The organism is Novosphingobium sp. TCA1 (assembly GCF_009811895.1).
Lineage (GTDB): Bacteria > Pseudomonadota > Alphaproteobacteria > Sphingomonadales > Sphingomonadaceae > Novosphingobium > Novosphingobium panipatense_A.
Map to the genome: position 1 here is coordinate 97,825 of NZ_BLJH01000008.1, position 21,730 is coordinate 119,554.

The following is a 21,730-nucleotide window of genomic DNA, read 5'->3' on the forward strand; positions in this document are numbered from 1 at the left end:
CGTATAGAGATGAGCAGGCTAGAGCGCCCCGCCCCTGCAATCAAGTTCAGGTCTATCCGCAAGTTGCAAACACTATTTCAATGAACAGGAAGGATCGCAGCCGCGCCGCCGATGTTGAAGAACGGCCGCGACGATTGACGAAAAGTCGATTGCCCGGCAGGCAGGCTGCGAACGATAAATGGAGAGACAAGTGAGCGAAGGCATCGCGATTTCAGAGAACGACGGTGTTCTCGAAATCCTCATCGATCGGCCCGAAAAGAAGAATGCACTGACCTCGGCGATGTACCGCGCGATCACGGCGGCGCTAGCTTCCGCTTCTGAGCGGCGGGATATCGGCGCCGTGCTGCTGGCAGGGCGCGGCGGAACCTTTTGCGCGGGCAACGATCTGGCCGACTTCATGTCGGGGCCGGAAGGCGCGGAAGCGGCGTTCGATTTCATTCGCGCGATCGCGGCGTTCGAAAAGCCGATCGTCGCGGCGGTGCAGGGCATGGCGGTAGGTGTCGGGACGACGATGCTGTTCCACTGCGATCTCGTCTACGCCGCGCCGGATGCGGCTTTCGTCATGCCTTTCGTCAACCTGGGGATCGTGCCGGAAGCCGCTTCCAGCCTGCTCGCGCCTGCGATCCTCGGCCATGCCAAGGCGGCGGCCATGCTGCTGCTGGGCGAGCCGATGAATGCCGAAAGCGCGGATCGCGCAGGCTTCGTCACGGCCGTCGTACCTTCCGAACGGCTGCTCGATCATGCGCGGGCGAAGGCGGCGGTGCTCATGGCCAAGCCGCCCGAAGCGCTGCTCGCCACGCGCCGCCTGATGAAAGGCGATGCAGAGCAGGTGTCGCTGCGGATAGCCGAAGAGGCGCGGGTCTTCCGGGAGGCCGTGCAATCTCCCGAAGCGCGCGAAGCCTTCGCCGCCTTTTTCGAGAAGCGCCCGCCGGTGTTCCGGCGCGGTTGACGGCCCTATTCGGTGTCGCGCCGAGGCTGCTCAGCGCCGGTAACGCGGCGCCAGTGCTCGTCGGCGCGGCGTTCGAAAGTGCCGGCCTCGCGCGCTTCGCTTCGGTAGAGCGAGCCCTTGGGCATTGGCGAATAGACCTGCTCCACCCAGCCGCGCGGGTCGTCATGCGGCCAGATATAGCCGACATGGCCAAGCTGTGCCGCGCCGCTGTAGTGCGCGTCGCGCAAGTGCAGCGGTACGGGAGCGGGCGGCTGGCCCGCCACGAACTGGAGAGCGGCGGAAATGCCCCGTGACGAGGAGGCGGATTTCGGCGCGCGGGCTACGTGCAGGGCGGCATGGGCCAGCACGATCTGCGCTTCGGGGTAGCCGATCTTCTCCACGGCATGGAGCGCGGCGACGGCTGTTTGCAGGGCGGTATTGTCGGCCAGTCCGACATCTTCCGAGGCATGGATCATGATCCGCCGCGCGATATAGCGCGGATCCTCGCCGCCGTGGATGAGCCGCGCGAGCCAGTATAACGTGGCATCGGCATCCGAGCCGCGCATCGATTTCACGAAGGCGGAAACCACGTCGTAGTGCGCATCGCCCGAGCGATCATGGTTGACCGGGGCCGCCGCATAGGCCTCCTCGATCATGGCATCGCTTACCGTGACGGACTCTCCGGCGTGTCCCAGCGCCAGGCTTTCCAGAGTGGTCAGGGCGCGCCGGGCATCTCCTCCCGATCGGCCTGCGAGCAACCGGACCTGCTCGGGCGCCATCGTCAGGGCGATGCCGTCCGCCCCGAGGCGTTCGATCCCCCGCCGCACCACCTTTTCCATGTCCTCGATGGAAAGCGGCTCCAGCTTGAGGATGGTCGAGCGCGAAACCAGCGCCGGGGTGAGGACGTGGTAGGGATTGCCTGTCGTCGCACCGATGAAGTCGGCAATGCCGTCTTCGCAGATCGCCAGCAGGTCGTCGGTCTGGGTGGCGGTGAAGCGCTGCACTTCGTCCACGAAGATCAGCAGGGGATGGACCCGCGCTTCATCCGCCAGCTTGCGGATTTCCGCGACCCCGGCGCGCGTGGCGTTGAGCGGCCGGAAGGTCTTGCCCAGCGTGGTGCCCACTGCCCGCGCGATCGAGGTCTTGCCGATGCCCGGCGGGCCATAGAGTATGACGCTGCCGAGCGCCCCCGCCTTGACGCGGCGGCGCAGGATCGAGCCATCACCCACCACGTGGGCCTGGCCGATCACATCGTCCAGCGAGGCCGGGCGAAGCAGGGCGGCAAGGGGCATTCTCTGGACCGGAGCGGAACCGGCGAAAAGATCTGGCATCGGTCTGCCGAAGGAAAGGTCAGACCGTCAGCAGCAGCGTGTCGTCTTCTCGCGGAGCGGCTGCTTCGAAGTCGGGCAGGGGTTCGAAGACTTCTTCGAGCAGTTCGGTCACTTCCAGGCCGGCGAGCTTGAACTGGCCAAGGCGGCGTTCCTCGGGCGAGCGCCAGGCCTTGGTGAGATTGAGCGCGCTGACGAAGAGGTCGCCGTGGCGCTCGAACATCAGGTGCGGGGCAAGCTTGATGATGCCGCCATTGTAGCGGGCATTGACGGTACGACGAAACGAGATCGCTTCCATGAGAGACAGGCGGGTATCGATCATGCGCGCAGGAAAGCCGTTTCGAAATGAGGTTGATTTTGCATTGCAGCATTGTGAAGCCGTCGGCGTCCCGGCGCAAGAGCCAAGCGCAACCGACCGATTAGACCCGGATGACAGCCATCAAGTTCAGGCAATGCGGCGATCCTCGAAATCGCCTGCTACGGGCAGGCCGGTGCGGTTGCGGCCCTCCTGCTTGGCGCGGTAGAGAGCATTGTCCGCGACGGTCATGACGACGCGGTTTTCCTCACCGGGCAGGAGCGGCGCAAGTCCCACGCTGACCGTGGCCTTCACGATGTTGCCGAGCGAATCCTGGATTGCGGTGTCCTCAAGGCGGGTACGGATGCGCTCGCAGACCAGATGGGCCTGGTCCAGCGACAGCCCGCCGAGCAGGACCGCGAACTCCTCGCCCCCCAGTCGCGCCACGAGATCGCCGTCGCGAACCGCACCCCGCAGGATGGTGACGAAGCGCACCAGCACGTCGTCGCCCGTGGCATGGCCGTAGCGGTCGTTGATCTGCTTGAAGTGGTCGAGATCGAACAGCGCCAGGCACCCGGCTTCGGAATCCTCCGGCATCGAAGTGAGGATGGCCAGCAGCGCCTCGTCGAAGGCGCGCCGGTTGCAGGCGCCGGTCAGATGGTCGGTCATGGCCTGCATGGTCAGGTCTTCCACCATCTGCCGCCGCTGCGTTACTTCGCGAATGATGCTGACGGTGCCGGTGGAACGGCCCTCGCTGTCGACGATGCTGCGGATATGGCTTTCCACCCAGACCACCGTGCCGTCCTTGCGGTTGACGCGATATTCGACGATCGCCGGCTCATCGGGATTGGCAAGCGCCCTGCGGCGGGCGTCGAGAACGATCGGCAGATCCTCGGGCAGGATAAGGTGGAATATCGAGCGCCCGACCAGTTCGCCGGGTTGGTAGCCCGAAACCCGCGATGCCGAAGGCGATGCATAGCGCACCGTGCCGTCGCTGTTCAGCCTCACGACGATGTCGCTCATCCGGTCCAGCACGGCGCGGTGCAGTGCCTCGGCGGTATGCAGGCGTTCCACGAGGCGCCTGCGCGAGCGCAGTTCGGCGGCGAGGGGAAGCAGGATCAGGACGATGGTGGCGAAATAGATCTGCAGGACTTTCAGCTTCAGGCTCATGGAGACGTGAAGCAGGGTCGTGGGGCCGTAGCCTGCAAGGGAGAACGAGAGCCCCATAGTCACCAGGATGACGATCGAGGAGATGGCGCCGAACCGTCCGAGTCTCAGCGTGGCGGCCACCATCGGTGCGAAGGGGATGATCACCAGCGGAATTTCGTTCTGCCCGAAGGTCATGAGCGAAGTGGCTGCGACAAGGCCGAGCAGCAGCATGGCCTCGCCCGTGCGCCTGCGATCGGCCGAGGCGATCCATTGGCGCGTTTCCCCGCGCAGGAGCAGCAGCAATGGCGGCGCGAAGGTCACCAGTCCCAGGGCATGACCGGCGTACCAGTCGCGCCAGGCCGTCCAGTACGGAATGCCGCTGGCGAGGTGGGCGCAGAGCGCGGCGGCGAACGAGGTGGTTACCGGAACCAGCAGCCCCGCCACGAGCAGGAACGAGCCTACTTCAGGGAGCGATTGGAACCGGCCGAAGCGCGGGTAGATCCGCCGTATCAGCCAGGCGGCTGACCAGGCCTCGGCAATGCAGATCAGCGATAGCGGCAGCGCAACGAGGCCGTGAAAACCGAAAAGGATGGATGCGCAGAACCCGGCCGGGATGCAGGTCAGCGTCAGGGCTGTCCAGCACCTGCGAGGCGCACTGCACAGGCGCGCGAACAGCATCGGACCCGCCAGCCACACGATTGCGATCCCGCCGTCGAACCGGGTGAGTTGCAAGGCGATGGCGGCGCAGACGAAATAAGCCGTGGCCGTCAGAACGGCCTCGCGCAGCGGCAGGCGAAGTCGTTTTGAAAACGAGCGGAACATGATTTTCCGCTACTGGAATATGGTTAGCATCCTGTAAATGTGCAAAAGGCTTCTTACGTCGGGTCGGTTTCGGACGGAAAGCGCGCTTCTGCGACGAAGGCGGCGACGGTGGCGGCGCGTTCGTCGCTGCGGGTGGCCAGGGCGAGGGCGACCTTGGGGGCGTTGCCGCGCAGGTCGTGATAGGTCACGCCCTTGAAGGAGGCGTCGCGCATCGATTCCGGGACGAGGGCAACGCCCAGTTCGGCGGCGACGAGGGCCAGGACCGAGGCCACCTGCGGCGCGGATTGGCCGAGAACGGGTTCGAATCCGGCCCTGCGACATGCTTCCAGAGTCGCGTCGAACAGCGTCGGGCCCAGCGCGCGCGGGGTCAGGATGAAGGGGTCATGGGCAAGCTGGTCCAGGCGGATCGGCTCGCCATGCGGCATGCGCGCGGAGGCGAGGGCAGCGATCAGCGGTTCGTCCGCCAGATGGAACAGGCGAAGTCCCTGCTTGTCCACGGCGTCCGGTCGCAGGAAAGCCGCATCGAGCGTTCCGCCCCGAAGCCCTTCGACCAGACCGATGGAATTGTGTTCCGCCAGACTCAGTTCCACGTCGGGAAACCGGCGGCGGTAGACGCGGATCGCCTGCGGCACGCGCGGGTTGAACGCGGCGGATCCGGTGAAGCCGACGCGGATACGCCCGGTTTCGCCGGTTGCGGCGCGCCTTGCGGCATTGACCGCCTCCGTAACCAGTCCGGGAATCTGGCGGACGCGTTCCTCGAATGCCTGTCCCGCTTCGGTCAGTTCCGCGCCTTGCGGAATGCGGTGGAACAGCGGCGTGCCGATCTCCCGTTCCAGGTCCTTGATCTGATGACTGAGCGGGGGCTGCCCGATACCCAGGCGATGGGCCGCGCGCGTGAAGTGCCGTTCCTCTGCAACGGCAAGAAAATAACGGATGTGCCTGAGTTCCACGTCATACCTAGAAGATATCAAGATCGCTCTCATCATGAATTGGACAGATGGCCTGCACAAGCCCATTTCGGCGGCAGGAGATTTGATCATGGCAAGTTTGGCAATCGACACGGCTGAATTCACGGCGGAAACACTGGGCTCGCGTCCGGCTCCGGCGGAATGGAATCGCAAGGGCGTGAATGCCGCGCCTGCGCTCGAACCCGTCGTGTTCCTGCCCGGCCTGCTGTGCGATCAGTCGCTCTGGCGGCAACAGGTCCATGCCCTTTCGGACGTGGCCGCGCCGATGATCGCGGACCTTACACTGGACGATACCATCGGGGCCATGGCCGAGCGTACCCTGGCCGCAGCGCCGCGCCGCTTCTCGCTCGCGGGGCTGTCCATGGGCGGCTACGTTGCGCTTGAGATCATGCGCCGCGCGCCCGAGCGCGTTTCCCGCCTTGCGCTGATCAACTCGAGCGCGCGGAGCGATACGCCGGAGCGCAGCCGCCAGCGTCAGGCCGGGATCGAATCGCTGCGCCGGGGCAAGTTCGTGGGCATCACCCACCGCCTGCTCGGTGAACTGGTCCATGCCGACAATACTGTCGGCCCGGTGGCGGACGAAATGCGCGGCATGGCCTCGCGGGTCGGCGGCGACGCCTTCATCCGCCAGCAGCACGCGATCATGACCCGGCCCGATTCGCTGGATAGCCTCCATGCGATCCGCGTGCCGACGATGGTCGTCGTGGGTGACGGGGACCGCATCACCCCGCCCGACCATGCGCGCGAGATTCACGAGCGCATCGCCGGGTCGAGCTTCCACACGATCGGGGCCTGCGGCCACATGGCCGCGCTGGAACACCCCGAGCAGGTGAACTTCCTGCTGCGCGGCTGGCTTCAGCGCAGCGCGGCCTGATCGGGGCGGTTGGGGGGCTCACCCCGGCTCCATCATTCGAAGTCGTCGCCAACGGGCTGCCCGTCGACATAGATCTGGCGGCGCTTCACTTCGCGCAGTTCCACTTTGCCTTCCTTGAGCGCTGCTTCGCGGCGATCGCGCGCTTCCTTTCCGTTGACGAAGGGGCGGCCCGGCGCGGCGCTCCAGGATCCGTCCTTTGCGATCCAGAGGTTGGATTGCGCGGTGGTGACGACGATCGCCTCGGCGCTGCCGGGCTGGTGCAGCACCGTGCAGGCGCCGTCCAGGGAGCAGGCGTTATAGTTCGTGAGCCGGTCAAGGAGCGCTGCGGGAAGCTGCGTGCCGCGCGGCAGGACGAGCAGGCGTGACGGATCCATCGGCGGGCGCCTGAACTGAGGGGTGACCGGATCGAGGTCCCAGCGTTTCGCGGCGTCCCGCGCCTTGCGCGCGGCGGCGCGGATCTGCGGCGTACGGCCGCTCTCGGCAAGGCGGCGCACGGCGGTTTCACCAGCCTTGCCGAAGTCGAAGCGCAAGGCGCGCCAGTCGAACCGGTCGAGCGGCGTGCGTCCGCTGTTGAGGCGGGCGACCTGATCGCGTGCGGACAGGCTGCCGAAGTTCACCAGCGGTGTCGAGAGCACGAGCGCAAGAATGCAGAGCGCAGCGGCAAGGTGCAGGTTCGCGGTGCGCAGATGCGGCGCGGCACCGATCCTCCAGCGTGCCAGAACCACCAGATAGGCCAGTCCATAGGCACAGGCGACGGCAGTGAATACGACCGCCCAGAGGCGGTCGGGCGTGAGCCCGTATTGCTGGATGCGCAGGCCCGTCGAAACGGCGGCGATAATGCCGAGCGGCAGCATTGCGAGGCCAAGCGCGGCGACGCTGCCGCGCAGCAGGGGGGTGCGCGCTTCGTGCGAGGCTTCGTCGCCGATCACCGCATTCGTGAGGGTCAGCGCGCCGATCACGCATCCCAGCAGGATCGGGCTGGTCGAACGGGTCGCGTCCCATAGCGGGGTGAGGCCGGTGAAGGGGATCGCCGCAAGAAAGACGACCAGGCCCAGCGCCAGCACCGGGGCGAGGACGGAAAGGATCGTCGTCACCACGCGCTGCAAGAGCCGCAGGATGCTGTCGCGGTCGCGCAGGAGCCCGATGCCCGCGCCAAGGGCGCCGCCGGTGAGAAGCAGGATCGCCCACTCCTTTTCCAACAGGTCGCTGAGCAGGTCTATGCCGATCAGGCGAAACAGTTGGCCCAGCAGCAAGGCCATGGCCCAGGTGACGCCGACGAAGACCCAGGCCGCGCACCAGAGCACGACGTTGGTCCAGGCATGGCCATGGGCCTCGGGATAGGGAATGGCGAATTTTCGGGCATCACCCGCACCTTGCGCATCGCGCCAGGCCTGGAACAGCGGCGCGGCCACCGCCACGGCCAGGACCGCGCAGACGATCCGCCAGGGTTCCTCGCGGTGGTTGCCTCCGAACGGCCCGTTCCAGTAGATCGTCAGCGCCACGACTGCCGCGCCGATCGCAGCGCCTGCAGCGCTCCAGTGAAAGCGGGTACGCTCGACAAGAAAGCCGAAGATCAGCGCGCCGACGCCCAGAAAGGTGGCCAGCGCCATGCGCACCTGCATTGCAGGAAGATCGCTCTGCCAGCGATCAGGGCGCACGATCGCGTAGATGGCAAGGCCCGCCAAGGCCCCGAGCAGCGCCAGCCCCCAGGCGCGCAGCGGCCATTCGGAAGCGGATTCTTCGGATGCGGATGGCTGGAATCTGTCCATGTGCTGTTCCCCTATCGCGCCTTGGCGTTGCTGTAGGCGGCCTTTGCGACGTCGAAGCGCCAGAGCGCTCCATCCGCCTTGCTTGCGTTTCGCACTTTCCCGTTTGCGCCCGGAACGCGGCCGGACACCGAGACTTTCACTTCCGGCCAGCCTGCGACCGTCTTGCCGGTGAGATCCAGCACGCCGGTGGAGGCATAGCAGGTTTCCGGCGCTTCATCTTGGTTGCAGCCTGCGCCGTTGTCGCTACCCGATGCGATGTCCCCGGCGTAGATCCAGCGGCCGGACATGTCCGGCTGGGAGCGGAACATGCTGTAGGCGCTCATGCTGATGCCTTCATTGGCTAGCGCGCGCGTGGGATAGCCGACGAGTGTGCCGTCCCCGAGGTTTTGCCGGAAAGGCGCAGCGGCTTCATCCACCATGGGCGGATTGCCTGCCGCGCCGCTGCTCTCGATGCTGCCGAAATCGATCTGGCGTGCCTTGAACGTCCAACGCCCTTTTTCGAGCACGTAAGTGACCTGGGAAAGGGAGAGCATCTCGCCCGGCGCGAAATACCGGGCGCCGCCGCTCTCGGAAGAAGGCTGCGCCTGCGCGGTGGCGATAGCGGTGTGCCATTTGCGCCCATCGACGATCGTGTCGAACGCCAGCCAATAGGTCAGCTCTTTGCCGTTCCGCGTGCAGGTTCCGTCGGTGGCAGGTGTTTCGCAAAGCGCGGTCATCAGCTCTTCGCGGTCCGGCGCAGGCGGGTCGCGTTCCGGCTGTGCGGTCGCAGGAACCGAAGCTGTCAGGGCCAGCAGTCCAGCAAGGCGGCGCATCGAACGGGGCATGGGAATTCCTCTACCTGCCAACTCCCGACCATCGCTATCGCTCAATTTAGCGATGTTCAATAAAAAATTGTACACTGTACATTTTTAACGGCCATCGTTAGATTTCGGGGTCATGGGAAGACGATCCGACCACAGCCGTCAGGAACTGGCGCAGATGCTTGTCGTCGAAGGGCACAAGCATATGGCAGAGGTGGGATTCTCGCGGTTTTCCGCGCGCGAGGTGGCTAAGCGGATCGGCTATTCGATCGGCACCTTGTACAATGTGATGGGCAGTTACGACCATCTGGTCATGGCCATCAACACGCGGACGTTCGTCTTGTGGACTGCCTATATGCAGGAGAGGCTGGCCGATGCGGAAGAGGACCCGATCCGCGCACTGGTGGAAGGGTACTTCGGGTTCGCGCACGCCAACCGGAATGCCTGGACGGCTATCTACGACCATCACCTGCCGCCGGACTTCGCGCTGCCCGAAGAGCATGAGGCGGTCCGGGGCAGGCTGACCGATCTCGTGGTGGCCAAAGTGGCGGCGCTCCTGCCGGACGCGTGCCGTGAAGCGGCGCCGAGGCTGGCCCGTTCGCTGGTAGCGACCGTCCATGGCCACTGCGTCTTCGACCTCAACGGCAGTTTCAGGCTCATGGGAGAGCAGGCGCCGGTCGAGATGGCGTTGGACCGCGTCAGGGAGAGCCTCGCGATTGCACAAGGCGGAGCAGCGATCTGACGGAATTTGTAATTGATCGCTGTTCGCAAGACGGTTGAGCGGCGACCTTGCAGGTGACAGGGTTGCGCCTGCGGCGGCGCTCTATTTCGTATCAGGCGCCGTATCAGGAGATCGACCCGGTGAAGCACTTGATCCTGCCTATAGCCCTGGCCTCGCTGGCGGCAGCCTGCTCTTCTCCGAAAGAGGACGGCAAGCACGAGGAGGCGAGCGCTGCGCCGGAAACGGGGGCGGCCGGTGACGATGCCGTGCAGGAAATTGGCGGGGCGTTCACCTCGAGCATTCCCGCCGTGGCCTTCGAGGCTGCCGATCGCCTTCCCAAGGCACCCGCGAGCGCCGCAAGCCAATCGGAATGCGCGAACCTGATCAAGGCGCCGCAGTCCCCCGCAGCGCGGCAGGTCGTCAAGGCAGGGTGGGGGCTGACCGGAGAAGGGCGGATCGGCAAGTACCGGGCGGTCAGCTTCGCCGGTTCCTTCGAGCCGGGAACGAGCGGCTCCTGCGCGGTAGGCAAGGGCAACGTTGCCATCTTCGAGGGTGAGAAGATCGTGGCCATCGCCTATGTGCCTGCGACCGGCAAGCGAACCATCGCGGGCATCGTGCCCTTCGAGGAGGACGCCCTGCGCATCTGGGACGGCGATCTCCTGTCGGCGCCCCTTGCGGACATTCGTGTGGCGGAGGGCAGGGGGCTGACCATCGAGAAACCCGCTACGCGGGAAATGGCCTGCGGCGGCGGGACGCCTGTTCCCAATATCTACGGCATGCCGATCACCAAGGCACGCAAGTTGCTGGAGAAATCGGGATGGGATCCGGTGGGCAACGGCGACGGTGCCGATCGTGAAGATCCCCGCGAAGCGGCGCTTGCCGAAGCCGGCGTGAAGGAAGTCGCAAGCTGTTCGGGCACCGGCTTCGGATTCTGCTCCTACGATTACAAGCGGCCCGAAGCGGCTCTGGCGGTCACCACCGTTGGCGACGGCGCAGATCCTTCGGTTTCCGATTACGCGGTGCGCTGCGGCGGTTGAGAAACTTGCCTCGCGCGCAGTCGCCGGGAGAAAAATCCTAGGGCATTCTGCGAAAAAGTGGGTAACCGTCGGCGGATCGGGGGAATTACCGGGTCCTTTTCTCATGTCTGTCCATCATGTCCGCGCCTGACCTTTCGCTGCTGACCAAAAGGCGGTTCGCGCCGATGTTCGGCGTCCAGTTTCTGGGCGCCTTCAACGACAACCTGCTGAAGTTCGCGATGCTGTTCCTGGCGAACTTCACGATCTATGCGGAGCAGCCGGAAAAGGCAGAGATGCTGGCGGCCGCGGCCAGTGGCATCTTCATCGCGCCCTACTTCCTGTTCTCCGCCCTGGCCGGACAACTGGCCGACCGGATCGACAAGGCGCGGTTGGTGCGCTGGGTCAAGCTGGCGGAAGTCGCGATCATGACCCTGGGGCTTGCGGGGCTCTGGTTTCATGCGATCCCGGCGCTGCTCGTGGCGCTTTTCCTGATGGGGCTTCATTCCACGATCTTCGGCCCGGTCAAGTTCTCGATCCTGCCGCAGCATCTGCGGGAGCATGAGATCATGGGCGGCACCGGCCTGTTCGAGGCGGGGACCTTCCTCGCGATCCTGGGCGGGCAGCTTCTGGCCGGGCTGGTCCCGGCATGGGAGGCGGGACTTTGCGCCATGGCCATTGCCGTCCTGGGCTACCTCATGGCCCGGGCGATCCCTCCAGCCCCACCCGCTTCGGGGGCGGATCGCGGCAAACATCCGGTCGATTGGAACTTGTGGCGCAGCACGATGCAGATCGTCGGGTCCGCGCGGCGCGACAAGGGCGTCTGGCTGGCGATCCTGGGCATCAGCTGGTTCTTCGCGGCAGGCGCGGTGCTGGTATCGGAATTCGCGCCGCTGGTCAGCGGCGTGCTAGGCGCGGCGCAGGACGTTGCGACCGTGTTTCTCGTGATCTTCTCGGTTGCCATCGCGTTGGGCTCGCTGGCGGTGAACCGCCTGCTCGGCGGTCAGGTATCGACCCGCTACGTGCCTGTTTCCGCGCTGGGGCTGTCGCTGGGGCTGATCGACCTGTGGCTATCGACCGGCGCCTTTTCACCGCGTATGGAAGCGGCATCCTTCGTGCAGTTCGTGGCGGAGCCGGGCGCCTGGCGAATCCTGGCCGATCTCGTGCTCATCGCCTTTTCCGGCGGCATGTTCGTCGTGCCGCTCTACGCGGTTCTGCAAATGCACAGCCTGCCGGAGGAGCGGTCCCGGACCATTGCGGCCAACAATATCGTCAATGCCGCCATGACGGTCATCGTGGTGTTGGCGGTCGCCGGGCTTCTCGCGTTGGGCATCGATGTGCCGGGCGTTCTGGGCGCGCTGGGCCTGGCCTCGCTGGTAGTGGCGTTCATCGGCTTTCGGTTCCTGCGACCCGGCGCCGCAGGGTAACGCGGAGCGCCCGGTGAAGGACGCTCCGCGAGACAGCATCAGACCAGCTCGCCGAGCGTGGCCGCATCGAAGCCCTTGAGCTTCGCGGTTTCGCCCTTGCCGATCTCGGCGACCCAGTTCGGGTCGGCGATGAGCGCCCGGCCGACCGCGATCAGATCGAATTCGTCACGCTCCATGCGTTCGACGAGGCCGTCCAATGCGGTCGAAGTGGAGCTTTCGCCGCCGAAAGCGGCCATGAAATCGCCGGAAAGCCCGACCGAGCCGACGCTGATCGTTGCCGCGCCGGTGAGCTTCTTGGCCCAGCCCGCGAAGTTCAGGCCGCGTTCGCCATCGATTTCCGGGAATTCCGGCTCCCAGAAACGGCGCTGCGAGCAGTGAAGCACGTCCACCCCGGCATCGACCAGCGGCTGCAACCAGTCCGCCATGAGATCGGGCGTCTCTGCCAGACGCGCAAGGTAGTCCTGCTGCTTCCACTGGCTGAGGCGCAGGATGATCGGAAAATCGGGTCCGACCGCCGCGCGCACGGCGGTGACGATTTCTCCGGCAAAGCGCGAACGTTCGCGGATCGTGGCGCCGCCGTAGCGATCGGCGCGTTCGTTGGTGCCGGACCAGAAGAACTGGTCGATCAGATAGCCGTGGGCGCCGTGAATCTCGACGGTGTCGAAGCCGAGGCGGGCGGCATCGGCGGCGGCTCTGGCGAAGGCCGAGACGGCATCGGCGATGTCTTCCTCGCTCATGGCCTCACCGCGCGGCTGGCCGGGGGCGAGCAGGCCGGAGGGACTTTCGACGGGAACGCCCGGATCCCAGCCATCGGGCCCCATGGTCGACCCGGTGTGCCAGATCTGCGGTCCCATCTTGCCCCCGGCCGCGTGAACGGCGTCGATCACGTCCTTCCAGCCCGCCAGTGCCGCCTCGCCGTGGATCAGCGGGATGCCGGCCATGTTGCGCGAAGCCGGACGGTCGATCACGGTGCCTTCGGAGAGGATCAGGCCCACGCCGCCTTCGGCGCGGCGCTGGTAATAGGCGGCCTGCGGGGTGCCGGGAATGCCCTGCGGCGCGAAGCCTCGGGTCATGGGCGCCATCACGATCCGGTTGGGAAGATCGAGCGAGCGGATGCTGAAGGGACGGAACAGGACTTCGGTATCGGGTGCCGACATGCGGGCAGGTCTCCGTTGAAACAGGGGTGGCCCTTAGGTATAAACTGGAAACCTAGCGTCAATGAGGCACCTTCAATCGCCTAGGTATACTGGAGGATACCGCTTGCCCGAATGCCAGCATTTCGACGTCGGCTGCCCGAGCCGGCTCCTGTTCGACCAGATCGCCGACAAATGGTCGATGATGGTCCTCACCGTGCTCCATCCCGGCCCGATGCGTTTCAATGCGATCAAGCGCCACATGGAAGGGGTGACGCAGAAGGCGCTGACACAGTGCCTGCGCAAGCTGGAGCGCAACGGGCTGCTGTCTCGCCGGGTGATTCCGACTTCGCCGGTGGGCGTTGAATACGAGATGACCGCGCTCGGGCGGTCGCTGCATGTGCCGTTCAAGGCGCTCTATCGGTGGACGCTCGACAATCTCGGCGAAGTGGAAGAGGCGCGGCGGGCCTTCGATTTGCGCGTCGCCTGAATGCCTGACCTATCTCAGAGCTTATAGGGATTTCCCGATAGCAACCGTGCTGTCAGTGGTTCGTCAAGGTCAGGGACGCTCATTTCCACCCTGTCGCCGCTGATCGAGATGCTGGCGCATTCGGTGTCCCGGTCTTCCGGTCCCCGGCCATCGGACACGCAGAGCAACCCGTCGGGGCTGATGGTCCAGCGCTGCTTGATCACCGGCTTGCCGTTTCCGTGCTTGCCGTGTTCCCGCATGCGGGCGACACCGCCCGGCTTGAGATAGATGATATGCGCGCCAGGAGCCTCGGAATCGTCTTCTTCGAGCGTGTTTCCGGCCAGTCTTTCGACGGCATCGCGGCCGGTGAGGGCGGCCAGTTCCTCGTTTTCCGTGGTGGCGGGCAGGTTTGCGGCAAGGCCCGATGGAGCAAGGCCTGATGCAGCAAGGCCTGATGCAGCAAGGATCGCCAGTCCCAAGGCAAAATCCGTCATGTCCGTAATCCCGATTGGTAATTCGAAATCCCACCCGCGAGCATGATTCTTATAGAAAACCGAAGGCTTGCGGAATGGGGCTGGAAAGAATTGTTCCGGCTGGATCGTTCATGAGCCGCAGCGCAAAAAAGGGCGGCTCCTGCGAGCCGCCCTCCTTTGATTCCTCGCTCCGCCGTCCCGGTGGCTGGCCGTTGTCCCGGCCAGAGCGAAGATAGTTCGATCAGAACTTCATGCCGACGCCGACGAGGCCGAGGTCCGCGTCCGGCGTGTTGTCGCCGACGATCAGGTGCTTGTATTCGACCTTGCCGTAGAACTTGTTGCCGAGGTCCTGCTGGATGCCGCCACCGACGCCGACGGCGCTGTTGCCGTACTTGGTGAACTTCGACTGCCAGGTCGACGCGGCATAGAGCTTCGTCGCCGGGGTGAGCTTGACGCCTGCACGGCCGCCGACGCCCCAGGAAACGCGGGTGTTGTCGGTCAGGACCTTGTCGGCCGAACCTTCGACGCCCACGAACAGCTTGTCGCCGAGATCGTAGTCGTAGCCGATGGCCGCGCCGGCAACGGCGTCGCTGTCGCTACCGTCCCAGATCACGCCGGTGCGCGCTTCGACGCGGGTCTCGTTCGCGAAAGCGGGCGAGGCGGCAGCGACGGCGGCAACAGCGGCGAGCGAAACAAGTGCAATACGCATATTCTAACTCCAGTACTTTCTTCCCCGGCCCTCACCGGGCAGCGACCGATTGGACGGGGCGGCCTTGCACCGAAGTGAACAAGTCATTCTGATGACAGTCAGAATTGGGACAGGGTAGCGCTAGGATCGCCTGCCGAAGCCCCGATCCATGCGGGTTTGCGGCATTTTCCGGCGAAGCGGGAAGGCGCGCGAATGGTCAGAAATGGACTGTGGATAAAATCGGCAAAACACCGGCATTAACGGTGGAGTGCCGGGCAAAAGACTCAAGGATCGCGCTTTTCCGCCGGATCCGCAGGTCTGTGCCCACCGGCGCGTGGCAAGGGTCAGGCGGTCGCCCGGCATTGTGAAAGGATGCTTCTGAACGAAGAGGAAAAGATGCTGGCGCACAAGGCATAGGCAAGCGCGCATCCTTTGCCTATGAGGGCCGCCATGGACGACAATCTCCGCCGCGCCGCCCTCGACTACCACCTCCATCCGCAGCCGGGTAAGCTCCGCATCGAGCCTACCAAGCGCATGGTGAACCAGCGCGACCTGGCGCTGGCCTATTCGCCGGGGGTCGCCGCGCCCTGCATGGAGATCGCCGCCGATCCCGACAAGGCGCTGGACTATACCGCGCGCGGCAATCTGGTGGCCGTGATCTCGAACGGCACTGCCGTGCTCGGCCTCGGCGCGATCGGCGCGCTGGCCTCGAAGCCGGTGATGGAGGGCAAGGCCGTCCTGTTCAAGAAGTTCGCCGATATCGACGTGTTCGACATCGAGGTGGACACCACCGATCCCGACAAGTTCGTGGAAGCCGTAGCCCTGCTCGAACCGACGTTCGGCGGCATCAACCTGGAAGACATCAAGGCTCCCGAATGCTTCGCCATCGAGGCGCGGCTGAAAGAGCGCATGAACATCCCGGTGTTCCATGACGACCAGCACGGCACCGCCATCGTCGTTGCCGCCGCCGTGCGCAATGCTCTTGTCCTCCAGGGCAAGACGCTGGCGGAAGCCAAGCTGGTAACTTCGGGTGCGGGCGCCGCGGCCCTGGCCTGCGTGGACCTGCTGGTCTCGATGGGCCTTCCGGTCGAGAACGTCACGCTGACCGACAAGGACGGCGTCATTCATTCCGGGCGCGAAGGCATGCTGCCGAACATGGCGCGCTATGCCCGCGAGACCAATGCGCGCTCGCTTCCCGAAGTGCTTCCCGGCGCGAACCTGTTCCTCGGCCTTTCGGCGCCCGGCGTGCTCAAGCAGGAGTGGCTGCCGCTGATGGCGCCCAATCCGCTGATCTTCGCGCTGGCCAATCCCGAACCGGAAATCCGCCCCGAACTGGCGCGCGAAGTGCGCCCGGACGCGATCATCGCCACGGGACGCTCGGACTATCCCAACCAGGTCAACAATGTCCTGTGCTTCCCCTACATCTTCCGCGGCGCGCTCGACGTGGGCGCCACCGCCATCAACGAGGAGATGAAGGCGGCCGCAGCCGAAGCCATCGCCGCGCTGGCACGGCTTCCCGCGCACGACAGCGTCGCGCAGGCCTATGGCGGCCGCAAGCTGGTGTTCGGGCCGGAATACATCATTCCCACCCCCTTCGATCCGCGCCTCATCGGCGAGATCGCCACGGCCGTGGCCAAGGCGGCGATGGCCAGCGGCGTTGCCCGCAAGACGATCGACCTTGACGAGTACAAGCGCAAGCTCACCCGTCAGAACACTCGTTCCGGCCAGCTCATGCTGCCCGTGTTCGAGGCGGCGCGCGGGTCGGGCAGCCGTATCGTCTATGGTGAGGGTGAGGACGAGCGCGTGCTGCGCGCCATCCAGGACGTGCTCGACGAAGGGATCGCACGTCCCACCATCGTTGCCCGCCGCCGCATCCTGCAGGACAAGCTGCCGAACCTCGGCCTGGGCTTCGAACTGGACCGCGACGTCGAGGTGATCGACCCCGAGACCGACCACGAAGTGATGCGCGATCTCGTGGAAGCCTACCGTGCAGTCGCCTCGCGCAAGGGTGTGCCTTCTGACGAGATCCTGCGTCACGTCTATCGGCGGCCGACCCTGACGGCAGCGCTCATGCTGCGTACCGGACGAGTCGATGCGGCGCTGGTCGGCGGGCGTTCGGAGTACTGGGGCCAGATCGAACATGTCCTGCGCGTGATCGACCGCGCGCCGGGCAGCAGCCGCGTCTACGCGCTTTCGGGCCTGATCCTCGATGCCGGTGCGCTGTTCATCACAGATACGCACATGGTGCCCGATCCCACGCCGGAGCAGCTTGCCGAAATGGCACAGCTGGGTGCGACCCAGCTGAAGCACTTCGGCCTGCGTCCGCGCGTGGCCCTGCTCTCGCACTCCAATTTCGGCGCCTCGCACAGCCCCAGCGCGCGCAAGATGCGCACCGCGCTGGACATCGTGAAGGCCGCCGCCCCGGACCTTCAGGTGGACGGCGAAATGCACGCCGACGCCGCGCTGAGCCAGGCCTTGCGCGACCGGCTGGTGCCGGATGCCCGGTTCGAGGGACCGGCGAACCTGCTGGTCATGCCGAACCTCGATGCGGCGAACATCACGCTGACGGCGCTGTCGGCTTCGTCCAGCTCGCCTACGGTCGGGCCGATCCTGATGGGCCTTGCCCAGCCGATCCACGTCCTGACGCCCGGCGTGACCGCGCGCGGCATCCTGAACCTGAGCGCGATCGCGGCGGCCGGCCTCGACCGGCACTGATAGTACTCATTGGAGGGCGGGATTTCGGTCCTGCCCTCCAGCTCCTACCCTTAGCCCCTACCCTTCAGGCATCGCGCTCAGGCCGCATTGGGGCGCGGCGGCGGGGTTCCGAAGATGCGCGCATAGGAGCGGGTGAGGCTGGCGGCACTGGCATAGCCGAGGCGGTAGGCCACTTTCTGCAAGGGCATGCCCTGCTCCAGCCAGCCGTCGACATGATGTATGCGCAGCTGCTGATGCCATGCAGCCGGTGAGAGGCCTGTCTCCTCCCGAAAGGCGCGGGTAAACGTCCTTCGGCTCATGCTGGCAAGTGCAGCCCAGCCATCGAGATCGACCGGGCTGGCCGGATCCCGGTAGAGGCGATCGCAAATGATCCTCAGGCGTGCCGAACGCGGCATCAGCGGTGCGATCGCGCCCACGTCCCGCGCGCGCAGGATCTCCTCCAGAACCAGGTCCGAAAGCCGCCGCCGCCGCGGCACGTCCGGGCTGTCCGTTTCTTCTAGCAGGGTCTCGACCAGGGCATGGAGCAAGGGCGATATCGATATGACCCGCACCGTTTCGGGCTGGGGCCGGACGCCGGTATCGACGTAGAAGGCGTTGTAGGCGGCCGGCCCCCGGCAGGTCACTTCATGTTCGACGCCTGCGGGGATCCATACACCTCGCCCCGGTGGCAGGAAGATCCTGCGACCGTCCGCCTGCACGACCGAATAGCCTTCGATCCGATAAGAGAACTGCGCGCGGTCGTGGACGTGGGGTGGGTCGTAATAACCGTTGGCCTGGCGGCCATGGAAGGGGACGATCATGCCGTGCTGCGGCAGATCGCGGCTTCGAACCTCCACCGGCGGCATGTTCGGTTCGGCGATGGCAGTGTGGGTCATGACGGGCCGTCTCGATGATTTCGAAATTGCCGAACGGGCCAAAGAGGTGCCGAGCGGGCCAAACCTCCGTTACATTATTGCGAATGCCTCGCAAGACAAATAAGGGCGCCTTCACAGCTTCCGAGCCTCTCGCGGTCCCGGCGGCGCCGTAAACTTAAAGAAATTCCAGCGGAGGACCAATGACCAGAACGATGAGGCGCGTCATCGCGCCGGGTTGCGCGTGGATGGCGCTCGCTGCGGCAAGCGCCCAGGCCGCCGATCGCGCGGAAAAGCCGCAGGACGGTTATATCGACGAGATCCTCGTCACCGGCCAAACCGACGGTTACCAGACCGGCGACACCAATACGGCCACCAAGCTGCCGCTCAATCTGCGCGAAACCCCGCAGTCGGTCACGGTCATTACCCGCCAGCGGATCGAAGACTTCAACCTGATCACCGTGCAGGACGTGCTGGAACAGACGCCGGGCGTCTCGGTTCAGTCCTATGACAGCAATCGCACCCGCTTTCAGGCGCGCGGCTTCACGATCACCAATTTCCAGCTGGACGGCGTACCGTCCAATTTCAACGTTGGTGCCAGCGGCAACAGCGTGATGCCGGACACCTCGATTTTCGAGCGTATCGAGGTCGTGCGCGGCGCGGCCGGGCTGGTTACGGGCACGGGAGATCCTTCCGCGACGATCAACCTCGTCCGCAAGCGCCCGACGCAGGACCTGAAGGCCAATGTCAGCCTCAACTACGGTTCCTGGGACTATATCCGTGCCGAAGCGGACGTAGGCGGCCCCCTCATCGCCAGCGGCCGGATTCGTGCCCGCGCGGTCGCAGCCTATACCAGCCGCGACAGCTACATCGATTTCCAGCACGACAGCTCGCCCAGCCTCTACGGCGTCGTGGAAGCGGACATCACGGACACGACCCGTCTGCGGGCCGGGGTCGATTATCTGAGCACCGACAGCAAGGGCGGCTCCTGGAGCGCGGTGCCGCTGTTCTTCAGCGACGGTTCGCGGACGGACCTGCCGCGATCCTACAGCGCCGCCGCCCGCTGGAACCGCTGGCAGCGCGAGAATACCAATGCCTTCGCCGTGTTCGAGCAGGAAATCGGCCGATGGGTGGCGCGCCTTGCCTACAACCGCCGATGGACCGACACCGAAAGTCTGCTGCTGGCAGGTTCAAACAGCACGTTCTTTCCCGATCGCGAAACGGGGCTTGGGCTCAATGTCGTCAATACATACGGAATATCCCATACCCGTGAGGATTCCTTCGACGGCTATGCAACCGGCCCCTTGCGGCTGTTCGGACGCGATCATGATCTGGTCCTGGGCGTGAACCATTACGACCGCGAGCTGGAAAATGTCGCGACCACGCTCACGCCCGCCTATGGCCTGCCCAGCTTTACCGTGGGCACCACGCGCTACACCGCCTTTCCCAGCATCTTCTCCTGGGACGGGGACGTACCGCGGCCGACGACCATCGATCGCGGCTTCCCATCGAGCACCGATCGTACCCGGCAGACCAGCCTTTACGGTGCGGTACGCCTCAACCCGTTCGACGGACTGAAGGTCATTCTGGGCGGCCGCTATACGGATGTGGACACTACCACCAGAACCTACAGCACATTGGCGGCCAATGCCGGGGACCTGACCCGGACGGCCAAGAGCGGAGACAACAAGTTCTCGCCTTATGCCGGTATCGTCTGGGATCTGACCCGATCGATTTCGGCCTTCGCGAGCTATGCGCAAGTCTTCACCGTTCAGACCCAGCGCGACATCGACAACCAGCAGCTCGCGCCGCTTACCGGCACGAACTACGAATTCGGCTTCAAGGGCGAATTCTTCGACAAGCGGCTCTATGCGGCGATCAGCGGTTTCCACATGCAGCAGGATAATGTCGCGGAACTGCTTTCGGGTGCCGCGCCGCTGCCGGACGGAAGCACGCCCTATCGCGCGGTCAGCGGGGTAAAGACCTGGGGCGCCGAACTGGAGATCGCCGGTTCGGTGACGCCGGACTGGCGGATCGCCGGGGGCTACACTTACGTTCACAGCGAAAATGCCGACGGTAGCCGCTTCTCGCCCGATACGCCGCAGCACCTGGCCAAGCTCAACACGACCTACAAGATCGGCGCTTTCACGATCGGCGGCGGCGGGACCTGGCAGAGCCGCATATATCGCGCCATGCCGATCCCGACCGGGGCGTTCCAGGCGAACGGCCAGCCCGTCACCGCGACCGGCAACGTCGGGCAGGGAAGCTATATCCTGATCGATGTGTTGGCACGCTACGACCTTTCGCCGAACGTCAGCCTGGGCGTCAATGCGACGAACCTGTTCGACAAGACTTATTATCGCAACGTCGGCTTCTTCAATTCGGGCTGGTATGGCCAGCCTCGGCGGGTTCTGGCCAATTTGCACTGGCATTTCTGATCGGGAGCCGCCGGCGGAAAAGGCCTTTTCCTGCCGGCGGCTCCTCAGGAGCGCGTACCGCCGCGCGCGCCTTCACGGCATCGAAATCCGCTTCGTACTTGTTGCGCATGGTGCCGCAGAGCCGGTCCCATATCGTGGTGTAGCCCCCGTAGTTGCCGGTGAAGTAGCGGTGGTGCTGGTCGTGAAAGGTCGCCGTGATGAACCATTTCGTCGCCCATGTGCGGTTCCACCAGCGCGGCAGGAATTCGTAACCCGAATGCACGTAGAGACCCATTATGATGTTGGTCGGCAGGATCAGCGCCAGGGTGGCTTCGTGGACCGTGAAAACGGTCAGGAACAGTGGAACGAACCCGCCGTTGATGATCGATTCCAGGGGGTTGACCGAAAGCGTGGTCAGCAGGTTCGGCGAAGTCGATTTGTGATGGAGCTTGTGAACCCAGCCATAGACGGGCTCCTTGTGCATCCAGCGGTGCAGCCAGTAGAAGTAGGTGTCGAACAGGAAGAAATAGGCGGTGAACTCCAGCGCGACGACCCACCATGCCGCAGGCCCGTGCTGGAAGGAAATCCACGCTCCGGCCTTGAGCCAGCCCGTCGCGGAGCCGATGATCTTGCCTGAAATGGCAAGGGTCACGATGGCGATCAGGGCTTCGTTACGGAGGATCTTCCATTTGAATCCGCGCGGTTGAATCTTTCTTGCCTTGAAAAAGCCGCTGAGGATCCCGGCGATCACACCGCTGGCGACAAGCGCCCATATCCATAGGGTGAGGGCGTGATCAGCATTGAGAAACGTTCCTGCCATCGGTTCTGATCACACCAGGGCGACGGTGAAGGCGGCAACGTGCGCAAGAATTGCAAGGGCCGCTGCGCAG

General features: G+C 65.0%; 19 protein-coding genes. 8 read left to right on the plus strand and 11 right to left on the minus strand.

Annotated elements, in window-relative coordinates; translation table 11 throughout:
• Positions 1–190 precede the first annotated feature (190 nt).
• Positions 191–949, plus strand: coding sequence for an enoyl-CoA hydratase (locus NTCA1_RS11785; protein WP_159830661.1), 759 nt, complete (start codon positions 191–193; stop codon positions 947–949).
• Positions 950–954: 5 nt separating this feature from the next.
• On the opposite strand, the gene NTCA1_RS11790 is transcribed toward NTCA1_RS11785, so the two are convergent.
• The 4 genes from NTCA1_RS11790 to NTCA1_RS11805 all read right to left on the minus strand — a co-directional run bounded on the left by NTCA1_RS11790 (position 955) and on the right by NTCA1_RS11805 (position 5,493).
• Positions 955–2,259 carry a replication-associated recombination protein A gene (locus NTCA1_RS11790; RefSeq protein ID WP_159830662.1) on the minus strand — a complete coding sequence of 435 codons (1,305 nt, stop codon included), beginning with the start codon at positions 2,257–2,259 and terminating at the stop codon, positions 955–957.
• A gap of 19 nt (positions 2,260–2,278) precedes the next feature.
• Positions 2,279–2,578 carry a hypothetical protein gene (locus NTCA1_RS11795; RefSeq protein ID WP_086491474.1) on the minus strand — a complete coding sequence of 100 codons (300 nt, stop codon included), beginning with the start codon at positions 2,576–2,578 and terminating at the stop codon, positions 2,279–2,281.
• Between the two features lie 123 nt (positions 2,579–2,701).
• Positions 2,702–4,522, minus strand: coding sequence for a sensor domain-containing diguanylate cyclase (locus NTCA1_RS11800; protein ID WP_159830663.1), 1,821 nt, complete (start codon positions 4,520–4,522; stop codon positions 2,702–2,704).
• A gap of 53 nt (positions 4,523–4,575) precedes the next feature.
• Complete coding sequence (locus NTCA1_RS11805) at positions 4,576–5,493, minus strand: LysR family transcriptional regulator (RefSeq protein WP_236549268.1); 918 nt, start codon at positions 5,491–5,493, stop codon at positions 4,576–4,578.
• 67 nt (positions 5,494–5,560) lie between these two features.
• On the opposite strand from NTCA1_RS11805, the gene NTCA1_RS11810 reads away from it, so the two are divergent.
• Positions 5,561–6,364 carry an alpha/beta fold hydrolase gene (locus NTCA1_RS11810; protein WP_159830664.1) on the plus strand — a complete coding sequence of 268 codons (804 nt, stop codon included), beginning with the start codon at positions 5,561–5,563 and terminating at the stop codon, positions 6,362–6,364.
• Between the two features lie 32 nt (positions 6,365–6,396).
• On the opposite strand, the gene NTCA1_RS11815 is transcribed toward NTCA1_RS11810, so the two are convergent.
• Both NTCA1_RS11815 and NTCA1_RS11820 read right to left on the minus strand, forming a co-directional pair.
• The gene (locus tag NTCA1_RS11815) at positions 6,397–8,133 is read right to left on the minus strand and encodes a DUF4153 domain-containing protein (protein WP_159830665.1); all 1,737 of its coding nucleotides are present in this window, start codon (positions 8,131–8,133) and stop codon (positions 6,397–6,399) included.
• Between the two features lie 11 nt (positions 8,134–8,144).
• Positions 8,145–8,957 carry a hypothetical protein gene (locus NTCA1_RS11820; protein WP_159830666.1) on the minus strand — a complete coding sequence of 271 codons (813 nt, stop codon included), beginning with the start codon at positions 8,955–8,957 and terminating at the stop codon, positions 8,145–8,147.
• A gap of 112 nt (positions 8,958–9,069) precedes the next feature.
• Between NTCA1_RS11820 and NTCA1_RS11825 the strand changes: the two genes are divergently transcribed.
• The 3 genes from NTCA1_RS11825 to NTCA1_RS11835 all read left to right on the plus strand — a co-directional run bounded on the left by NTCA1_RS11825 (position 9,070) and on the right by NTCA1_RS11835 (position 12,094).
• Positions 9,070–9,675 carry a TetR/AcrR family transcriptional regulator gene (locus NTCA1_RS11825; RefSeq protein ID WP_159830667.1) on the plus strand — a complete coding sequence of 202 codons (606 nt, stop codon included), beginning with the start codon at positions 9,070–9,072 and terminating at the stop codon, positions 9,673–9,675.
• A gap of 119 nt (positions 9,676–9,794) precedes the next feature.
• Complete coding sequence (locus tag NTCA1_RS11830) at positions 9,795–10,691, plus strand: hypothetical protein (RefSeq protein WP_159830668.1); 897 nt, start codon at positions 9,795–9,797, stop codon at positions 10,689–10,691.
• Positions 10,692–10,807: 116 nt separating this feature from the next.
• Positions 10,808–12,094: an MFS transporter gene (locus NTCA1_RS11835; RefSeq protein WP_236549269.1), complete on the plus strand. Its 1,287-nt coding sequence runs from the start codon at positions 10,808–10,810 to the stop codon at positions 12,092–12,094.
• Between the two features lie 38 nt (positions 12,095–12,132).
• On the opposite strand, the gene NTCA1_RS11840 is transcribed toward NTCA1_RS11835, so the two are convergent.
• A complete protein-coding gene (locus NTCA1_RS11840; protein WP_159830669.1) occupies positions 12,133–13,251 on the minus strand; it encodes an NADH:flavin oxidoreductase in 1,119 nt (372 codons plus the stop codon).
• A gap of 103 nt (positions 13,252–13,354) precedes the next feature.
• On the opposite strand from NTCA1_RS11840, the gene NTCA1_RS11845 reads away from it, so the two are divergent.
• Complete coding sequence (locus NTCA1_RS11845; protein ID WP_201282470.1) at positions 13,355–13,717, plus strand: helix-turn-helix domain-containing protein; 363 nt, start codon at positions 13,355–13,357, stop codon at positions 13,715–13,717.
• 14 nt (positions 13,718–13,731) lie between these two features.
• Here NTCA1_RS11845 and NTCA1_RS11850 read toward each other — a convergent pair whose 3' ends face one another.
• Positions 13,732–14,190, minus strand: coding sequence for a hypothetical protein (locus NTCA1_RS11850; protein WP_133084534.1), 459 nt, complete (start codon positions 14,188–14,190; stop codon positions 13,732–13,734).
• A gap of 220 nt (positions 14,191–14,410) precedes the next feature.
• Positions 14,411–14,878, minus strand: a complete 468-nt coding sequence (locus tag NTCA1_RS11855; RefSeq protein WP_086491484.1) for an outer membrane protein — start codon at positions 14,876–14,878, stop codon at positions 14,411–14,413.
• A gap of 429 nt (positions 14,879–15,307) precedes the next feature.
• On the opposite strand from NTCA1_RS11855, the gene NTCA1_RS11860 reads away from it, so the two are divergent.
• Positions 15,308–17,572, plus strand: a complete 2,265-nt coding sequence (locus NTCA1_RS11860; RefSeq protein WP_159830671.1) for an NADP-dependent malic enzyme — start codon at positions 15,308–15,310, stop codon at positions 17,570–17,572.
• Positions 17,573–17,649: 77 nt separating this feature from the next.
• Here NTCA1_RS11860 and NTCA1_RS11865 read toward each other — a convergent pair whose 3' ends face one another.
• Entirely contained in the window at positions 17,650–18,447 is a 798-nt protein-coding gene (locus NTCA1_RS11865) for a helix-turn-helix domain-containing protein (protein ID WP_159830672.1), read from the minus strand.
• A gap of 179 nt (positions 18,448–18,626) precedes the next feature.
• Here NTCA1_RS11865 and NTCA1_RS11870 point away from each other — a divergent pair, with 179 nt between their 5' ends.
• Entirely contained in the window at positions 18,627–20,861 is a 2,235-nt protein-coding gene (locus NTCA1_RS11870) for a TonB-dependent siderophore receptor (RefSeq protein WP_159830673.1), read from the plus strand.
• On the opposite strand, the gene NTCA1_RS11875 is transcribed toward NTCA1_RS11870, so the two are convergent.
• Positions 20,800–21,660 (minus strand): sterol desaturase family protein, encoded by an 861-nt coding sequence (locus tag NTCA1_RS11875; RefSeq protein WP_159830674.1) that lies wholly within the window; start codon positions 21,658–21,660, stop codon positions 20,800–20,802. The genes NTCA1_RS11870 and NTCA1_RS11875 overlap by 62 nt on opposite strands.
• Positions 21,661–21,730 lie beyond the last annotated feature (70 nt).